Below are 14,364 nucleotides of genomic sequence, written 5' to 3'. Positions count from 1 at the left end.
GACCCGATGCCATCCCGCACCGCCACCTCATGTCCCGCCGTCATCATCCGCGATACCGCCGAAGCCGCCGGCGCCTCTGCCGGACGCGCCGCCGCCGATGTCCTGACCGAGGTCCTCGAGCGGCAGGACCGGGCACGGGTGATCTTCGCCTCGGCCCCCTCGCAGGAGCAGATGCTCGCCACCCTGGGCGCCGACCCGCGGATCGACTGGAGCCGCGTGGACTCCTTCCACATGGACGACTACCTGGGGCTGGACCCGGCGCACCCGGCCGCCTTCGGCACCTGGCTCGCCGACCGCCTGCCGCAGGCCGCACAGGCGGGCCTGGATCGGATCCGCGCCGATGCCGATCCGGACCAGGAGGCCGCCCGGTACGGCGCCGCGCTCGCCGCCGCACCGATCGACCTGGTGTGCCTCGGGATCGGCGTCAACGGACACATCGCCTTCAACGAACCGGGCGACACCGACTTCGACACCCCCGAGCAGGTGCGGCTGATCGAGCTCGCGCACGCCTCGCGGCAGCAGCAGGTCGACGAGGGACTGTTCCCGGATCTCGAGTCGGTCCCCGCCACCGCCCTCACCCTCACCGTCCCGGCGCTGCTGGCCGGGAGCGTCCTGGTGTGCACGGTGCTCGGCGCGGCGAAGGCGGACGCCGTGGCCGCGACGCTGGCCGGACCGGTGGACCCTGGCGTGCCCGCCACCGCGATGCTCACGCACCCCCGGGTCCGGATCCACCTCGACCAGGCCGCAGCCGGGCTCCTGCCCGCGGAGCTCCGCACCGACAGCCCGGTCGCCGAGGGCTGAGCCGTGAGTGCGGACCCCCGCGTCGAGCCGGGCCTCGTCGACCTCCAGGTCAACGGATACGCCGGGCACGACGTCAACGCCGACGACGTCACCCCGGACACCCTGACGGACCTCACCCGCGCGCTCTGGGCGAGGGGCGTGACCTCCTACCTGCCCACGGTGATCACCGCGAGCGAGGAGAAGATCCTCCACGTCCTCTCGGTGATCGCCGCCGCCCGCCGCGAGGACCCGTTGCTCGCGCACTCGATCGCCGGTGTGCACGTGGAGGGGCCCTCGCTCGCGGCCGAGGACGGCCCGCGCGGAGCCCACGACATCGCGCGCCTGCGTGACCCCGACGTCGCCGAGCTGGACCGCTGGCAGCAGGCGGCCGAGGGGGCGGTGCGCCTGGTCACCCTCGCCCCGGAACGAGCCGGCGCCGCGCCGTACATCGCCGCCGCCAGCGCTCGCGGCGTGCGCATCTCGCTCGGGCACTGCGCCCCCTCGCCCCAGCAGGTGCGCGCCGGCGTCGATGCCGGGGCGACGCTCTCCACCCACCTCGGCAACGGCGCGGCGAGCATGCTGCCACGGCACCCGAACCACCTGTGGACCCAGCTCGCCGACGACCGTCTGACCGCCATGCTCATCGCCGACGGTCACCATCTGCCCGCTGACACCCTCACCGTGATGATCCGCGCCAAGGGACCTGAGCGCTGCGTGCTCACCAGCGACTCCGCCGCGCTCGCCGGGATGCCGCCGGGCCGCTATCGCACCCCCGTCGGCGGCGACGTCGACGTTGCGCTCGATGGCCGGCTGAACCTCGCCGGGACCGAATACCTCGCCGGCTCCGGCTCCGATCTGCGCACCTGCTTGAACTGGGCTCGCGCTGCCCTGCCGACCGACCCGACGCTCCTGCTGGACATGGCGAGCCGGATCCCGGCCTCCCTGCTCGGCCTCGAGGAGCGGACCGCCGCCGGCGGGGACTTCGTGCTGCTCGAGGAGGATCGCGTGGCCGAGACCTACGCCGCCGGAACGCTCGTCCATCGCGCCTGAGTTGAGCGGCTTCCTCACACCACCAGCGGCTCGATCTCCTCCCACAGCGGCTCCGCCATCTCACGGCTGAAGGTCTGGGTGAGGTGGTGCTGATCGCGGTAGATCACGGTGTTCCCGAGCAGCACCGGGCAGCTGGCCTCGTTGCAGAAGTACCCGGTGAGGTCCACGTGGTGGGCATCCGCGTCGGATTCGGCGATCGCGTCGGCCTCCGCCTGCACCAGGGGCACCTCGAAGGCGTCGGCCCGCGGTGTGGCGCACCGGCCGGCGCTCTCGGGATTCTGCGCGAGGCAGTGGGTGGGTGCCTGGGCCTGCGTGGGCACGTCCCGCATGACCGCCACGGGCGGGCCGTCGATCCGGGCGAGCGTGCGGGCGAGCCCTTCACGCCACCGGGTCTCGGGGCTGTCCTGCCCGCCGGGCATCAGGCGGTCGGGATCGTGGAAGGCGGCGAGGACCACCAGGTCCGGCTCCACCTCAGCGATCCGCTCGAGCACGTCCCCGCGCCAGCGGTCGCAGGAGTCGAAGGGGCGGTCCTCGAACTGCTGCGGGGTCTCCAGCGGCAGGCAGGAGCTCTTGGTGCTGCTGTCCAGCCGGATCCGGCCCTCCTCGGCGAGCCGCTCGAGCGCCGGATACCAGTTCGCGGCGTGGGAGTCGCCCACCAGGAACACCAGCGGGGCGTCGGGGTTCTCGCCGGCCCGGCAGCCGCTCGCGTCGGCCGCCTCGCCCTCCTGGTGGCAGCCTGCGGCGTAGATGGAGGGGTTGTCCCCGGAGACGGTCTCGAGGGTGGGGGAGAGGTTCGCCGGAACGAAGTCCGTGCCCGTCGGAGCGAGCGAGGGCTGCTCCTGCGCGGCGGTGCGGTCCGAGGAGGTCTGCTGGGGAAGGACCTGCGAGATGCCGGCGGAGGTGGCGATCAGCTCGAGCGACGCCGCGGCCGCCAGGGCACCGGTCCGCCAGGACGGTCCCCGCCGCAGGGAGGGCCAGCGCAGCACCGGCCGCTCCACCAGGCGATGCAGCAGCCAGGCCAGCGGCACCGCGACCGCGCCCAGCAGCAACCGGATCCACAGCGGCAGAGGCTCCTCCGACAGGGACGCGGCCTGGGGGATCACCTGCAACGGCCAGTGCACCAGATACAGCGAGTACGAGATCGTGCCCAGGAACTGCATCGGCGCGAGGCCGAGCACGCGCCCGGCATGGAGCTCGCCCGGCGCGGCGCCGCCGACGAGCATCGCCGCGGTGGCCAGCACCGGCAGTGCGGCACTCCACCCCGGGAAGGCGGTGCCCTCATCGAAGGTGACCACCACGAGCGCGAGGACCACCAGGCCCGCCCAGGCCAGCAGGCCCGTGCGCTTCGACCGCAGCCAGCGCGCGCCGGAGCGCAGCAGGAAGGCGACCAGTGCTCCCGCACCGAGCTCCCAGGCACGGGTGGGCAGGGAGAAGAAGGTCCACGGCTGGGAGACGTCCATCAGCAGCACACAGGCCAGGAACGAGGCCGCGGTGAGCGCGGCCGCGCCGAGCATCAGCCGCCGCTCACTGCGCCGGCACACCCAGAACCCGGCCGCCAGCAGCAGCGGCCAGAAGAGATAGAACTGCTCCTCGATGCCGAGGGACCAGTAGTGCTGGAACACCGAAGGGGTGGATTCGGCCAGATAGTTCGTGCCCTGCTGGGCGAAGAAGTAGTTCGGCACGTACAGAGCAGTCGCCACCGCGCCGCGCAGCACCTCCGGCATCAGCAGCGGGGACATCCAGATCCAGGCCGCGAGCATGCTCAGCAGGGCGACCAGCAGCGCCGCCGGCAGGATGCGGCGGGCCCGCTTGGCGTAGAACGCGCCGAAGCGGATCCGCCCCTCCCGCTCGAGCGCCTCCAGCAGATGTGTGGTGATCAGGAAGCCGGAGATCACGAAGAAGACGTCCACGCCCACGAAGCCGCCCGAGAGCGCCGAGACCCCGGAGTGGTAGAGCAGCACCAGCATCACCGCGATCGCTCGCAGGCCCTGGATGTCGGGGCGGAAGCCGGGACTTTTCGCAGGTGCGGTACGGGCAGCGTGCGGGCCGTGCACGGCAGGGGCGGTCACGGAGCTCCTCGGGGTCGACGGCACCCGAGAGGATAACGAAAAGGTCACGGCCGTGCGGGCGCCGCCGCCGCGTGCCGTGACCCATCCCGCGGGCACAGCCCCGTCGGCACCGCCCGGCCGCTCAGCCGACCAGCGGCTCCAGCTGCTCCCACAGCGGCTCGCTGAGGTCGCGGCTGAACGTCTCGGTGAGGTGGTGGCCATCGCGGTACACCAGGGTGTTGCCGATGATCACCGGGCAGTTCTCCTCGTTGCACAGCCGGTCGGTGAGATCCACGCGGTGGGCGGCGGTGCCCTCGAGGGCGGCGTCCTCCGCCTGGACGAGCTCCTCGACGAAGGCGTCCTCGAGCGGGACCGCGCACCGGCGGGCATCGTCCACGTGCTGGGACAGGCACAGGCGCGGGGTGCGCTGCTGATCGGGGACGTCCTTCATCACCGCGACCTCGGGCCCGTCGATCTGGGACAGGGTCGAGCTCAGCCCCTCCTGCCAACGGTCAGCGAGATCATCGTTGCCGCCCTCCAGCGGCAGCTCGGGGTTGTTGTAGTTGGCGAGGATCACCAGATCCGGCTGCTCGGCGTCGATCCGCTCGAACAACCCGTCCCGCCACTGCTCGCATGAGGTGTACGGGACGCCCTCGTCCAGCTGGGCGATGTCGAGGGAGTAGCAGGAGCTCTTGGTGTTGCTGTCCAGGCGGATCGTGCCGTCCTCGGCGAGCTTCTCGAGCGCCGGGTACCAGCTGGCCGCATGGGAGTCACCGAAGAGGAACACCAGCGGTGCGTCCTCGTTCTCGCCCACCTGGCAGCCGCCGGGGTCCGTCTCGGACTGCGAGCGATGGCAGCCGGAGGCGTAGACGGCGGGGTTGTCGTTCTCGGCCTCGTCCAGGGACGGCTCGAGGTTCGCCGGCACGATCTCGGTACCCTCCGGATGCGGGCCGGCCTCCTCGGCCGCGACGCTCTGCGGCGTGGCGAGGCTCTGCTGCGTCGCCGCCAGATGCACCCCGCCCGAGACGGCGATCAGCGCGATCGAGGCGGCCGCGGCGAGCGCGCCCGTCCACCGCAGGCGAGCCTCCCGCAGCCGGGTCCACGAGATCGCCGGGCGCTCCACGAGGCGGAACAGCAGCCATGCCAGCGGCACCGCGGCCGCGCCCAGCAGCAGCCGGACCCCCAGTGGCAGCGGCTCATCGGAGAAGGCGGCCGCCTGCGGGATCACCTGCAACGGCCAGTGCACCAGATACAGCGAATAGGAGATCGCGCCGACGAACTGCATCGGGGCGAGGCCCAGCACGGCGGTGGCATGCATGCGGCCCGGCGCCGCGCCGCCGATGATCAGCGCCGCGGTCGCGAGCACCGGCAGCGCCGCGGTCCAGCCCGGGAAGGGGGTGCCCTCGTCGAACACCAGCGCAATCACCAGCAGCGCCGCCAGACCCGCCCAGGCCAGCAGCCCGGTGCGCGGGGAGCTCAACCACTTCGCCCCTGAACGCAGCAGCATCGCCACCAGGCCGCCCACCCCGAGCTCCCAGGCACGGGTGGGCAGGGAGAAGAAGGTCCACGGCTGGGAGATGTCCATCCACAGCACGCAGGCCAGGAACGAGGCGGCCGTCAGCACCGCCACGGCGACCATCACGCGGCGCTCGCTGCGCCGGCACAGCCAGAACACCAGCGCGAGCACCGCGGGCCAGAACAGGTAGAACTGCTCCTCGATGCCGAGGGACCAGTAGTGCTGGAACGCCGAGGGTGTCGCCTCGGCCAGATAGTCCGTGTCCTCGAGGGCGAAGCGGTAGTTCGGCACGTACAGCGCGGTGGCGATAGCGTCCTTGACCACGCTCTCCAGCAGCAGCGGGGACATCCAGATCCACGCCGCCACCACCGTGAGCGCCGCGACCAGCAGCGAGGCGGGCAGGATGCGTCGGGCCCGCTTGGCGTAGAAGGCGCCGAAGCGGATCCGCCCCTCCCGCTCGAGGGACTCCAGCAGATGCGTGGTGATCAGGAAGCCCGAGATCACGAAGAACACGTCCACGCCCACGTACCCACCGGAGAGCACCTCCACCCCGGAGTGGAAGAGCACCACCAGCAACACGGCGATCGCGCGCAGGCCCTGGATGTCAGGGCGGAAACCGGATCGTCGCGGAGGGGTGGTGCTCGAGGCCGGGTGGGCGGTGGCGGTCACGGGACTCCTTGCATGGATGGCACCCGCGAGGATAACGAAGGGGTCACAAATGCGGGGCGAGGGAGAAGTCGGACGCTTCGGGCGGGCCAGAGTGCAATCGCGAAGCGCCTTACGGCAATATTCCCGCGAACCATTGACGTCAGCGTTGCCCTCTGAGTTACTGAGCTCATGGCCGATGATGTGAAGGCGGCTCCTCGCGACTGCTGTGCGACGCGGCACCGCGATGCGGGGAGCCATTCGGTCAAGGTTGTGAAGCGGGACTCAAGTCCCACCTCGGCACGGCTCTCCAAGTTTAAGATTCAGGTAATCGGTGGCGTCGCCACCGATCACACCGGGGCTGATGCCCCGCACTCTCCTTCTCGCACACATTCAGGGGTTCACCATGTCTGACATCGCTCCGTCTTCTCGTGCCCGTAAGATTCGCGCCGCCCTCGCCGGAGGGCTCGTCCTCGGCGTCGGCGCTGCCATCACCCTCGCCGCGTGGAACGACTCCGAGTTCGCCACCGGCACCTTCGAGGCCGGCGACTTCAACCTCGAGGGAAGCCTCAACGGCACGGAGTTCATCGAGCACGACACCGTCGACACTGCCGCGCCACTCGCGTTCGGCGTCGACGCCTCGAACCTCGCTCCGGGAGACATCGTCTCGGCGCCGTTCGCGGTCCGACTCGACGCCACCACCAGCTACGACGCGGGAGTCGTGGTCCGTCCCGCAGGGACCACGAACGAGATCGCTGGCCTCACCTACACCCTGACCACGACCGTCGGCTTCGGCTGTGATGCCACCGTCGGCGACACGCTGGTCGCTGCGGGCACTGCTCTGGACGCCGTCGGCGACACAGCCGCGTTCAACCTGGTGTCCGGTGTTGACTCCGCTGCTGGCGCAGCCGTGAACCTGTGCTTCACCGTGACCGCCAATGATGATCTGGATCAGGGCCAGTCCGGCACCGCCACCTGGGAGTTCCTGGCGACCTCGGACTCGCCGGAGGTCTGAGCTGCTGATGACTGAGGCCGGTGGGTCGAGCGTGCCGCTCGGGCAGCCCTGGTGGGTACGCCTGCGCGCCCTGCTCGCCTCCGGCCTGGTCCTCGGAGCAGGTGCGACCACGACCCTCGCCGCATGGACCGACCAGGTCTTCGTCGAGGGGCAGTTCGCCGCCTCCACTTTCGTCGTCGAAGCCAACCCCTCACAGCCCTACGACGGCGCCGGAGGCTCCTGGGCGGCCTACGCCGAGGAGGCGGCCGTCCTGCAGTTCGAGGCCACCGAGATGACCCCTGGGTCCACGCGGTACGCCTCGCTCGCACTGCGGACAGCGACCGGATCGATCGCGGGAGAGGCCGTGTTGAACGCCTCCGGCCTCGATGAGCCCGCAACCCTCGGAGACGCCCTGCGCTACCGCGTGATCGCGTCACAGATCTGCGAGGCCGCCGCCTTCAACGGCAGCGCCGACTACCTCGTAGGCAGCACCTCCGAGCACGTGCCGCTGACCACCGGACAGGCCGAGGACGACCCCTTCGCGCTCGCCGGAGCGACGCCCGATGCCCCGGGCCAGCCCACCCACCTCTGCTTCGAAGTCACCCTGCCCGTGGACGCCACCAACGACCTCCAGGGCCAGACGGCGAGCGCCAGCTGGAGCATCGACGCCATCTCGGAGACCACATGAACACTGCCGCCGGTTCCTCATCGACAGAGTCGCCCCGCGTCGCACGGCCGAGCCGCGGGCTCCTCGGCCACCTCCTGAACGGAATCCTCAACCTGGCTGCGGTGGGCGGCGCGCTCTGCGTCGTCCTGGTGATCCTCGCGGTGGTCTTCGACATCAGCCTGATCCTGTTCCGCACCGGCTCGATGACCCCCACCATCCCGCAGGGCTCGCTCGCCGTGGTCCAGGAGATCCCCGCCGCGGAGGTCGAGGTCGGGGACGTCGTCACCGTTGACCGTGAGGACGCCCTCCCGATCACCCACCGCGTCACCTCCGTCACCGAGCTGCCCGATGGCCAGCGGCAGATCACGATGAAGGGCGATGCGAACGACGCCGCCGACACCGCCCCGTACACAGTCGCCGAAGTGCGACAAGTGCTGTTCTCCATCCCAGGCCTCGCGAAACCCGTCGCCGCGCTGAACTCGCCCTACTTGCTCGGCGGCGTCACACTCGCCGTGAGCGCTCTGGTGGTCTGGGCGCTGTGGCCGCGCGGGCGCCCAGGCACCGAGCAGCACGACGCCGACGCCGACGCCGACGCCGACACCGACACCGACACCGGCGACGCCGAGGCGGAGCGATGACCGCCCGCTCGACGCGGCGACGCCAGCTGACAGCCATGCTCGCCGGGGCGCTCGTGCCGCTCGTGCTGCTGACCGGAATGCTGCTGCCCACCTCGTTCGAGGAGACCGAGGCGGGATGGACCGACACCACGCCGATCGCGGGGGAGGTCACGGCGAGCACGATCCCGGCGCCGATGCTCACCCGCGACTGTGAGTTCCGCCCCGGTGGGCTGGGACTGGCAGCGCGAGTGCGCATCCACTGGAATCTGCCGGAGGGATATACGCTGCAGCAGGCAACCCTGCAGCAGGCGACCGGAGGCGTCGGCTCGATCCTCGAGCCAGTTCTCGGATTCAGCTTCAGCTCGAACACCGCACAGAACGGCGACGGCACCTACACGACGACGATCCCCACCGGCCTGCTCGGAGGCCTGCTCGGGCTCGGGTCAACGATGCGCTTCGGAATCACGGTCGAGGATCCGAGCGGGTGGAGATCCGAGCCGGCGATCATCGAGGCTCAGTCCATCCTCCTCGGTATCGGAACCTGTGAGCACGTGACGGTGTGAGCCTCCACCTCAGCGCTCGGGTGCGCTGTCGGTCTCGGCGTCCTCGCCCCTCTCCTCGATGTACGCGGCGAAGATCTCTGAGCGCAGCGCCTCGACGCGCTTCGTCAGCGATTTGCGGTCCCTCCGGGTGGTGCCCGGGGTCTGCAGCAGCTGGGCGGCGCGTTCGCAGCTGTCCAGCCGCTTCGCCCAGTCCTGCGCCTGGCGTGCCTCGCCGGCGTCATCGGCGGAGTCGGTGAGGTAGCCGACCTGTTCGCGGAGGATTCCCACCGTGGTGAGCACGCCATCGGGCTTGTCGGTGGTGACCTTCTGCAGCTTCGCGCCCTGTTCCTTGATCGACTCCCATACCTCGGGATGGGAGGAGAGCCAGCGCGCGCCGGTGGCCAGCAGCGGGAGGAGCCACTTCGCGGTGTGGATGACAGATTTCGTGGTGGACGGGCCCGGGATCAGGCTCTTTCCGGCCATGGTGTGCGCTCCTCCTGATCGTCGGGCGGCGCCTCTCGGGGCTGTGCGGTCACGATAGTCGAGGGCGGGGTCTCCTCGTACAGGCCTCAGTCGGCGGATCCTCCGTTGGCCTCGGGCTCCTCGTTCCAGACTTCATCGGAGGCGGAGCCGTCATCCTCCGTGCTCGTTGGAGTGTTTGCATGTTCGCTCGTGCAGCGAGGTTCACCGCGAATATCGCGTGCTTCCGGGATCCCCCACTCTTTGTACGTGGCCGGGACGGTGAGGGATCACTTTCGTCCAGGCCGGAGGCGGATATGGACTCGTGGATGAAAAGCTTGCCGACGCGTATAGGATCACGTGCATGCGCGGAATAATTCTTGCCGGAGGGACGGGAAGTCGTCTCCATCCGATGACCGTGGGCGTCTCGAAGCAGCTGCTTCCCGTCTACGACAAGCCCATGATCTACTACCCCCTCAGCACGCTCCTGCTGGCCGGTATCCAGGACATCCTGATCATCACCACCCCCGAGGATCAGGCCGCCTTCCAGCGAGTGCTGGGAGACGGGTCGCGGTTCGGGATCAACCTCTCCTACGTCGTCCAGCCCTCCCCGGATGGGCTCGCACAGGCTTTCGTCCTCGGTGAGGAGTTCCTGGGCGGAGAATCCGCCGCGCTCGTGCTCGGTGACAATCTCTTCTACGGCCACGGGATGGGTACGCAGCTGCGCCGATACTCACAGGTCGAGGGCGCTGCGGTGTTCGGCTACTGGGTCGCGGAGCCGAGCTCCTACGGAGTGGTCGAGGTGGGGCCGGACGGCCGCGCGCTGTCCCTCGAGGAGAAGCCCGAGCGGCCGAGGTCGAACCTTGCGGTGCCGGGACTCTACTTCTATGACGACACGGTGGTGGAGCGTGCCCGTGCGCTCAAGCCCTCGCCGCGCGGCGAGCTCGAGATCACCGACCTGAACCGCAGCTACCTCGAGGACGGCTCGCTGCACGTCGAGATCCTGACCCGTGGCACCGCCTGGTTGGACACCGGTACGTTCGACGACCTCGCCGCAGCCGGGGAGTTCGTCCGCACCGTGCAGATGCGCCAGGGCCTCTCGATCGGTGCCCCGGAAGAGGTGGCCTGGCGGATGGGCTACCTCGATGACGATGAGCTGCGCGAGCTGGCTCGGCCCCTCGTGAAGTCAGGCTACGGTGCTCGGCTCCTGGATGTCCTGGAACGAGAGCGCACGGCTGGTGCCGGTGAGGGAGAGAGGCGGGGTCAGCATGTCTGAACTGGTCAGCAGTGGGACGGTTCCCCTGCAAGCGCGGTCTGCTGAGGGCTCTGGCCCGAGCGTGGACCTCTCGAAGGTCGTGAAGAAGTACGACGTGCGCGGCCGCGCCGGTACCGAGCTGACGGTGGAGGTCGCCCATGCGCTGGGCGCGGCGTTCGCTGATCACCTCGAGGCGGAGCCGATCATCCTCGCCCACGACATGCGCATCTCCTCGCCTGAGCTCTCCCGTGCGTTTGCGGAGGGAGCGGTGCGTCGCGGTTCCGTCGTGACCTTCGCCGGGCTCAGTTCGACTGATCAGCTGTACTGCGCGAGCGGTCTGCGGGAGCAGGCTGGAGCGATATTCACCGCCTCGCACAATCCTGCTCCGGACAACGGCATCAAGCTGTGCCGGCCCGGCGCGCGGCCCATCAGCCGCGATACAGGTCTCGCGGAGATCCAGAAGCGTGCAGAACGCTACCTCGAGGCTGGCACCGTTCCCGAGGCCGAGGGTGGTTCCGTCACCGAACAGGACACCCTCGCCGACTACATCGACACGATGCTCCGGCTCGTCCCGTTGCCTGAGGGCAAGCCCCTGAAAGTGGTCGTGGACGCGGCGAATGCAATGGCCGGGCACACGGTGCCGCCGCTTGCGGAGCGGCTGGACGGCATCGAGGTGATCGGGCTGCACTTCACTCTCGACGGGACCTTCCCTCACCATGAGGCGAACCCCTTGGATCCCGAGAACCTGCGAGATCTCCAGGCCGCGGTGGTGCGGGAGGGGGCAGATCTGGGTCTCGCCTTCGACGGGGATGCCGATCGATGCTTCGCGGTGGATGAGACAGGTGCCGCGATCTCTGCCTCGACCATCACGGCGATGATCGCCGAGCGTGAGATCGCCCGGGCGCGCGCGGCAGGGGAAGCTGCACCCGCCATCGTCGCGAACCTGGTCTCCTCCCGCCACGTGCGTGAAGTGGTCGAGGAAGCCGGTGGGCGGTGCGTCCGCTCCAAGGTGGGCCACTCGCTCATCAAGGCCGTCATGGCGCAGGAGAATGCCGTGTTCGGCGGGGAGCACTCGGCGCACTACTACTTCCGGGACTTCTTCTTCGCAGATTCTGGGATGCTGGCCGCGCTTCACGTCCTCGCGGCGCTGCGCGAGTCCGGGGCGCTGGCCTCGTCGCTCACGGCACAGTATGCTCCGTACTCGTCGAGCGGAGAACTCAACTCGGTGGTCGATGACGCTCACGCCGCGACTGCGGCAGTCCAGGAGCGTCTCGCGGAGATCGCGGCCGTGCAGGGTAATGAGCTCAGCGTGGACTGGCTCGACGGGATGACAGTGCACTGCTGGGGCGAGGACGTGCCGGAGAGCCAGCGCTGGTGGCTGAGCCTGCGGGGCTCCAACACCGAGCCGCTGCTGCGGCTCAACGTGGAGGCTGCTGAGGAGGGTCAGATGCAGCACATCCGAGACGAAGTGCTCACGGCGATACGTGCGATCGCCTGACTCTCGCGGCCCCGGCCCGGGCCGCCCCCGTTCGGGTGGTGAGCGGGCCGGGCGGCGCTGCGGCGATGGTGCCCGGGCCGTTCAGCTCACAGAGCCGAACCGCCCCAGCGGCCAGAAGACCGTCCACGCCCGGCCCAGCACGTCGTCGGTACGGACCCAGCGCATGCACTCGGGTGGACTCTGCGCGTTGGGGGTGCGGCATGCCGAGGCGCCGTCGGAGCTGTTGCCGCGATGGTCGCCGAGCGCGAGCAGCATCCCCGCAGGGACCTTCACCTCGTCGACGCAGCGCAGTGAACGCGGACTGGTGGTGCAGTCGAGCACTCCCTCCTCGAAGGGGAAGTCGTCTTTGATGTATGGCTCGGGAAGCTCGGCGCCGTCGACGAGCACCCCGCCACGAGGAGAGCAGCAGGAGACTGTTTGCCCCTCAGTCGCGATAACGCGCTTGACAAGCTGCGGCTCCGTGGTCGGGCCGAAGCCCAGGGTGTCCCCGAGGATCAGCTTGACCAGATGCTTCGCCGACTCGATGACTCCTGAATCTTCTGCGCCCCCGGACCCTTCCCCCCACAGCGTCTCGTCGGCGCGGAAGGCGACCACGTCCCCCTGGGCGGGGCCATGCTCGCTCCGGAGCGGCAGGTAGGCGGTGCGGTCCACGAGCACACGGTCGCCCACCTGCAACGTGTTCTCCATCGACTCTGAGGGCACTGTGAAGGGTTTGACCACGAATGCTTGGAGCAAGGCCAGCACCGCTATGGCCGCGACCAGGTGGGCCAGCGGATGGGAGGTGACCCGGCGCAGCCTCGAGGGGCGCCGCGGGCCATCGGCCGGAGGGGCGGGGGCAGCCTGCTCCGGGGCGTCACCCGAGCCATGTGCTGTGCTCATCTCACCGGCGTCCCATGCCGATAGCGTGCCAGCCCGCGTCGCGCCAGCTGCCGAGGTCCAGGACGTTGCGGCCGTCGAGGATCGCGGGAGCGGTGACCAGTCCAGCTGCGGCGACCGGGTCCAGGGACCGATACTCCGGCCACTCCGTGAGCAGGAGCACCATTTCTGCGCCCTCGAGCGCTTCCGTGGTCGAGGTGGTCACGGTCAGGCCCGGATGGCGCATGCGGACGGCTTCTGCGGCGGCAGGATCGGTGATGGTCATGACGGCACCCTCGACGAGCAGCCGCAGGGCGACGTCGAGCGCGGGGGAGTCACGGATGTCGTCGGTGTTCGGCTTGAACGCCGCACCCAGCACGGTGATGCGACGGCCGTTGAGGTCACCCGAGAAGTGGCGGCGCACGATCTGCAGGGCGTAATCGCGGCGGCCGGTGTTGATCGTGTCGATCTCGCGGAGGAACGCGAAGGAGTCCACGGCTCCGAGCTCTCCTGCGCGGGAGATGAGTCCACGGAGGTCCTTCGGGAGGCAGCCGCCTCCGAAGCCGATCCCGGCCTGGAGGAACTTCCGGCCGATTCTGTCATCCATGCCGACCGCCTCGGCGACGTCGGCTACATCGGCGCCGGTGATGTCGCACAGCTCCGCGATCGCGTTGATGAAGGAGATCTTCGTGGCGAGGAAGGAGTTCGCGGAGACCTTGACCAGTTCGGCGGACTCATAGTTGTAGACGCGGCGCGGGATTCCCTGCTCCAGCTGCCGTGCGTAGACACGGTCAAGCACGGCCTCACTTGCTGAGGACTGCTCGGGATCGGCGACGCCGTAGACGAGGCGGTCCGGAGTGAGTGTGTCCGCCACGGCGAAACCCTCGCGGAGGAACTCCGGGTTCCACAGGAGCTCGACCCCGGGCAGCTCGGACAGCAGTGCGCTCAGTTCGCGCGCGGTGCCGACGGGCACGGTGGACTTGCCCACCACGAGGGTCCGCTTGCCGTTGCGCTCGCGCAGGTGGGGCAGCAGCGACTCCATCGCCTGGGTGATGTGTGAGAGGTCCGCGCCGAGCCCGTCGCCGCGCTGCGGCGTCCCGAGCGCGAGGAAATGGACGTCGCACTGCGCGATGTCCGCGTACGAGGTGCCGAAGGAGAGTCGTCCCGTGGCGAGGTTTCGCTCGAGCAGCTCCCCGAACCCGGGCTCGTGGAAGGGGGCGTCGCCGCGAGAGAGCATCTCGACGCGGCGTTCGTCGACATCGAGGCCCACGACCTCGTGCCCGATCTCCGCCATGGCGGCCGCGTGTACGGCGCCGAGGTAGCCGCAACCGATCACGGAGATCCTGAGCGGCTGATCGATGTGGGTGCTGGTCACGTTCCGAGCCCTCCTTCAGGGGTGGCGCCGGGACGTTCCGGCGATGCGTCGAAGGACGCTCGG

At 69.7% G+C, this 14,364-nt stretch carries 13 protein-coding genes; 8 read left to right on the top strand and 5 right to left on the bottom strand.

What is annotated here, in order from left to right; all coding sequences use genetic code 11:
• The first annotated feature begins 6 nt into the window (after nt 1-6).
• Both BN4251_RS15050 and BN4251_RS15045 read left to right on the top strand, forming a co-directional pair.
• On the top strand, nt 7-801 hold the full coding sequence (locus BN4251_RS15050) for a 6-phosphogluconolactonase (RefSeq protein ID WP_087485846.1): 795 nt from the start codon (nt 7-9) through the stop codon (nt 799-801).
• Between the two features lie 3 nt (nt 802-804).
• Entirely contained in the window at nt 805-1,830 is a 1,026-nt protein-coding gene (locus BN4251_RS15045; protein WP_087485845.1) for an N-acetylglucosamine-6-phosphate deacetylase, read from the top strand.
• Nucleotides 1,831-1,844: 14 nt separating this feature from the next.
• Here BN4251_RS15045 and BN4251_RS15040 read toward each other — a convergent pair whose 3' ends face one another.
• Together BN4251_RS15040 and BN4251_RS15035 are read right to left on the bottom strand one after the other, a co-directional pair.
• On the bottom strand, nt 1,845-3,899 hold the full coding sequence (locus tag BN4251_RS15040; protein WP_245810378.1) for an acyltransferase family protein: 2,055 nt from the start codon (nt 3,897-3,899) through the stop codon (nt 1,845-1,847).
• 121 nt (nt 3,900-4,020) lie between these two features.
• Nucleotides 4,021-6,063 (bottom strand): acyltransferase family protein, encoded by a 2,043-nt coding sequence (locus BN4251_RS15035; protein ID WP_245810377.1) that lies wholly within the window; start codon nt 6,061-6,063, stop codon nt 4,021-4,023.
• A gap of 382 nt (nt 6,064-6,445) precedes the next feature.
• Here BN4251_RS15035 and BN4251_RS15030 point away from each other — a divergent pair, with 382 nt between their 5' ends.
• Genes BN4251_RS15030 through BN4251_RS15015 form a run of 4 tightly spaced genes read left to right on the top strand, consistent with a single transcriptional unit; the run spans nt 6,446 to nt 8,880 of the window.
• Nucleotides 6,446-7,054: a SipW-dependent-type signal peptide-containing protein gene (locus BN4251_RS15030; protein ID WP_087485842.1), complete on the top strand. Its 609-nt coding sequence runs from the start codon at nt 6,446-6,448 to the stop codon at nt 7,052-7,054.
• Nucleotides 7,055-7,061: 7 nt separating this feature from the next.
• The gene (locus BN4251_RS15025; protein WP_170931988.1) at nt 7,062-7,721 is read left to right on the top strand and encodes a SipW-dependent-type signal peptide-containing protein; all 660 of its coding nucleotides are present in this window, start codon (nt 7,062-7,064) and stop codon (nt 7,719-7,721) included.
• Nucleotides 7,718-8,338, top strand: coding sequence for a signal peptidase I (locus BN4251_RS15020; RefSeq protein ID WP_087485840.1), 621 nt, complete (start codon nt 7,718-7,720; stop codon nt 8,336-8,338). Before BN4251_RS15025 ends, BN4251_RS15020 begins: the two co-directional genes overlap by 4 nt.
• On the top strand, nt 8,335-8,880 hold the full coding sequence (locus BN4251_RS15015; RefSeq protein WP_087485839.1) for a hypothetical protein: 546 nt from the start codon (nt 8,335-8,337) through the stop codon (nt 8,878-8,880). Before BN4251_RS15020 ends, BN4251_RS15015 begins: the two co-directional genes overlap by 4 nt.
• A 9-nt stretch (nt 8,881-8,889) precedes the next feature.
• Here BN4251_RS15015 and BN4251_RS15010 read toward each other — a convergent pair whose 3' ends face one another.
• On the bottom strand, nt 8,890-9,342 hold the full coding sequence (locus BN4251_RS15010) for a hypothetical protein (RefSeq protein ID WP_087485838.1): 453 nt from the start codon (nt 9,340-9,342) through the stop codon (nt 8,890-8,892).
• Nucleotides 9,343-9,682: 340 nt separating this feature from the next.
• On the opposite strand from BN4251_RS15010, the gene rfbA reads away from it, so the two are divergent.
• Both rfbA and BN4251_RS15000 read left to right on the top strand, forming a co-directional pair.
• The gene (rfbA, locus tag BN4251_RS15005; RefSeq protein ID WP_087485837.1) at nt 9,683-10,594 is read left to right on the top strand and encodes a glucose-1-phosphate thymidylyltransferase RfbA; all 912 of its coding nucleotides are present in this window, start codon (nt 9,683-9,685) and stop codon (nt 10,592-10,594) included.
• Between the two features lie 61 nt (nt 10,595-10,655).
• The gene (locus tag BN4251_RS15000) at nt 10,656-12,071 is read left to right on the top strand and encodes a phosphohexomutase domain-containing protein (protein ID WP_342744535.1); all 1,416 of its coding nucleotides are present in this window, start codon (nt 10,656-10,658) and stop codon (nt 12,069-12,071) included.
• Nucleotides 12,072-12,152: 81 nt separating this feature from the next.
• On the opposite strand, the gene lepB is transcribed toward BN4251_RS15000, so the two are convergent.
• Nucleotides 12,153-12,950 carry a signal peptidase I gene (gene lepB, locus BN4251_RS14995; protein ID WP_087485835.1) on the bottom strand — a complete coding sequence of 266 codons (798 nt, stop codon included), beginning with the start codon at nt 12,948-12,950 and terminating at the stop codon, nt 12,153-12,155.
• 1 nt (nt 12,951) lies between these two features.
• Complete coding sequence (locus BN4251_RS14990; RefSeq protein ID WP_245810376.1) at nt 12,952-14,301, bottom strand: UDP-glucose dehydrogenase family protein; 1,350 nt, start codon at nt 14,299-14,301, stop codon at nt 12,952-12,954.
• Nucleotides 14,302-14,364 lie beyond the last annotated feature (63 nt).

The organism is Brachybacterium massiliense, from assembly GCF_900184245.1.
GTDB classification, from domain to species: domain Bacteria; phylum Actinomycetota; class Actinomycetes; order Actinomycetales; family Dermabacteraceae; genus Brachybacterium; species Brachybacterium massiliense.
The sequence above is the reverse complement of the archived record's forward strand: the minus strand, read 5'-3'. Positions and strand labels throughout refer to the sequence as shown.

Bases quoted from the DNA above. Each gene is read 5' to 3' on its own strand.
- BN4251_RS15015 (WP_087485839.1), top strand. From the start codon at position 8,335: ATGACCGCCCGCTCGACGCGGCGACGCCAGCTGACAGCCATGCTCGCC.
- lepB (WP_087485835.1), bottom strand. From the start codon at position 12,950: ATGAGCACAGCACATGGCTCGGGTGACGCCCCGGAGCAGGCTGCCCCC.
- BN4251_RS15050 (WP_087485846.1), top strand. From the start codon at position 7: ATGCCATCCCGCACCGCCACCTCATGTCCCGCCGTCATCATCCGCGAT.
- BN4251_RS15025 (WP_170931988.1), top strand. From the start codon at position 7,062: ATGACTGAGGCCGGTGGGTCGAGCGTGCCGCTCGGGCAGCCCTGGTGG.
- BN4251_RS15030 (WP_087485842.1), top strand. From the start codon at position 6,446: ATGTCTGACATCGCTCCGTCTTCTCGTGCCCGTAAGATTCGCGCCGCC.
- rfbA (WP_087485837.1), top strand. From the start codon at position 9,683: ATGCGCGGAATAATTCTTGCCGGAGGGACGGGAAGTCGTCTCCATCCG.
- BN4251_RS15010 (WP_087485838.1), bottom strand. From the start codon at position 9,342: ATGGCCGGAAAGAGCCTGATCCCGGGCCCGTCCACCACGAAATCTGTC.
- BN4251_RS15020 (WP_087485840.1), top strand. From the start codon at position 7,718: ATGAACACTGCCGCCGGTTCCTCATCGACAGAGTCGCCCCGCGTCGCA.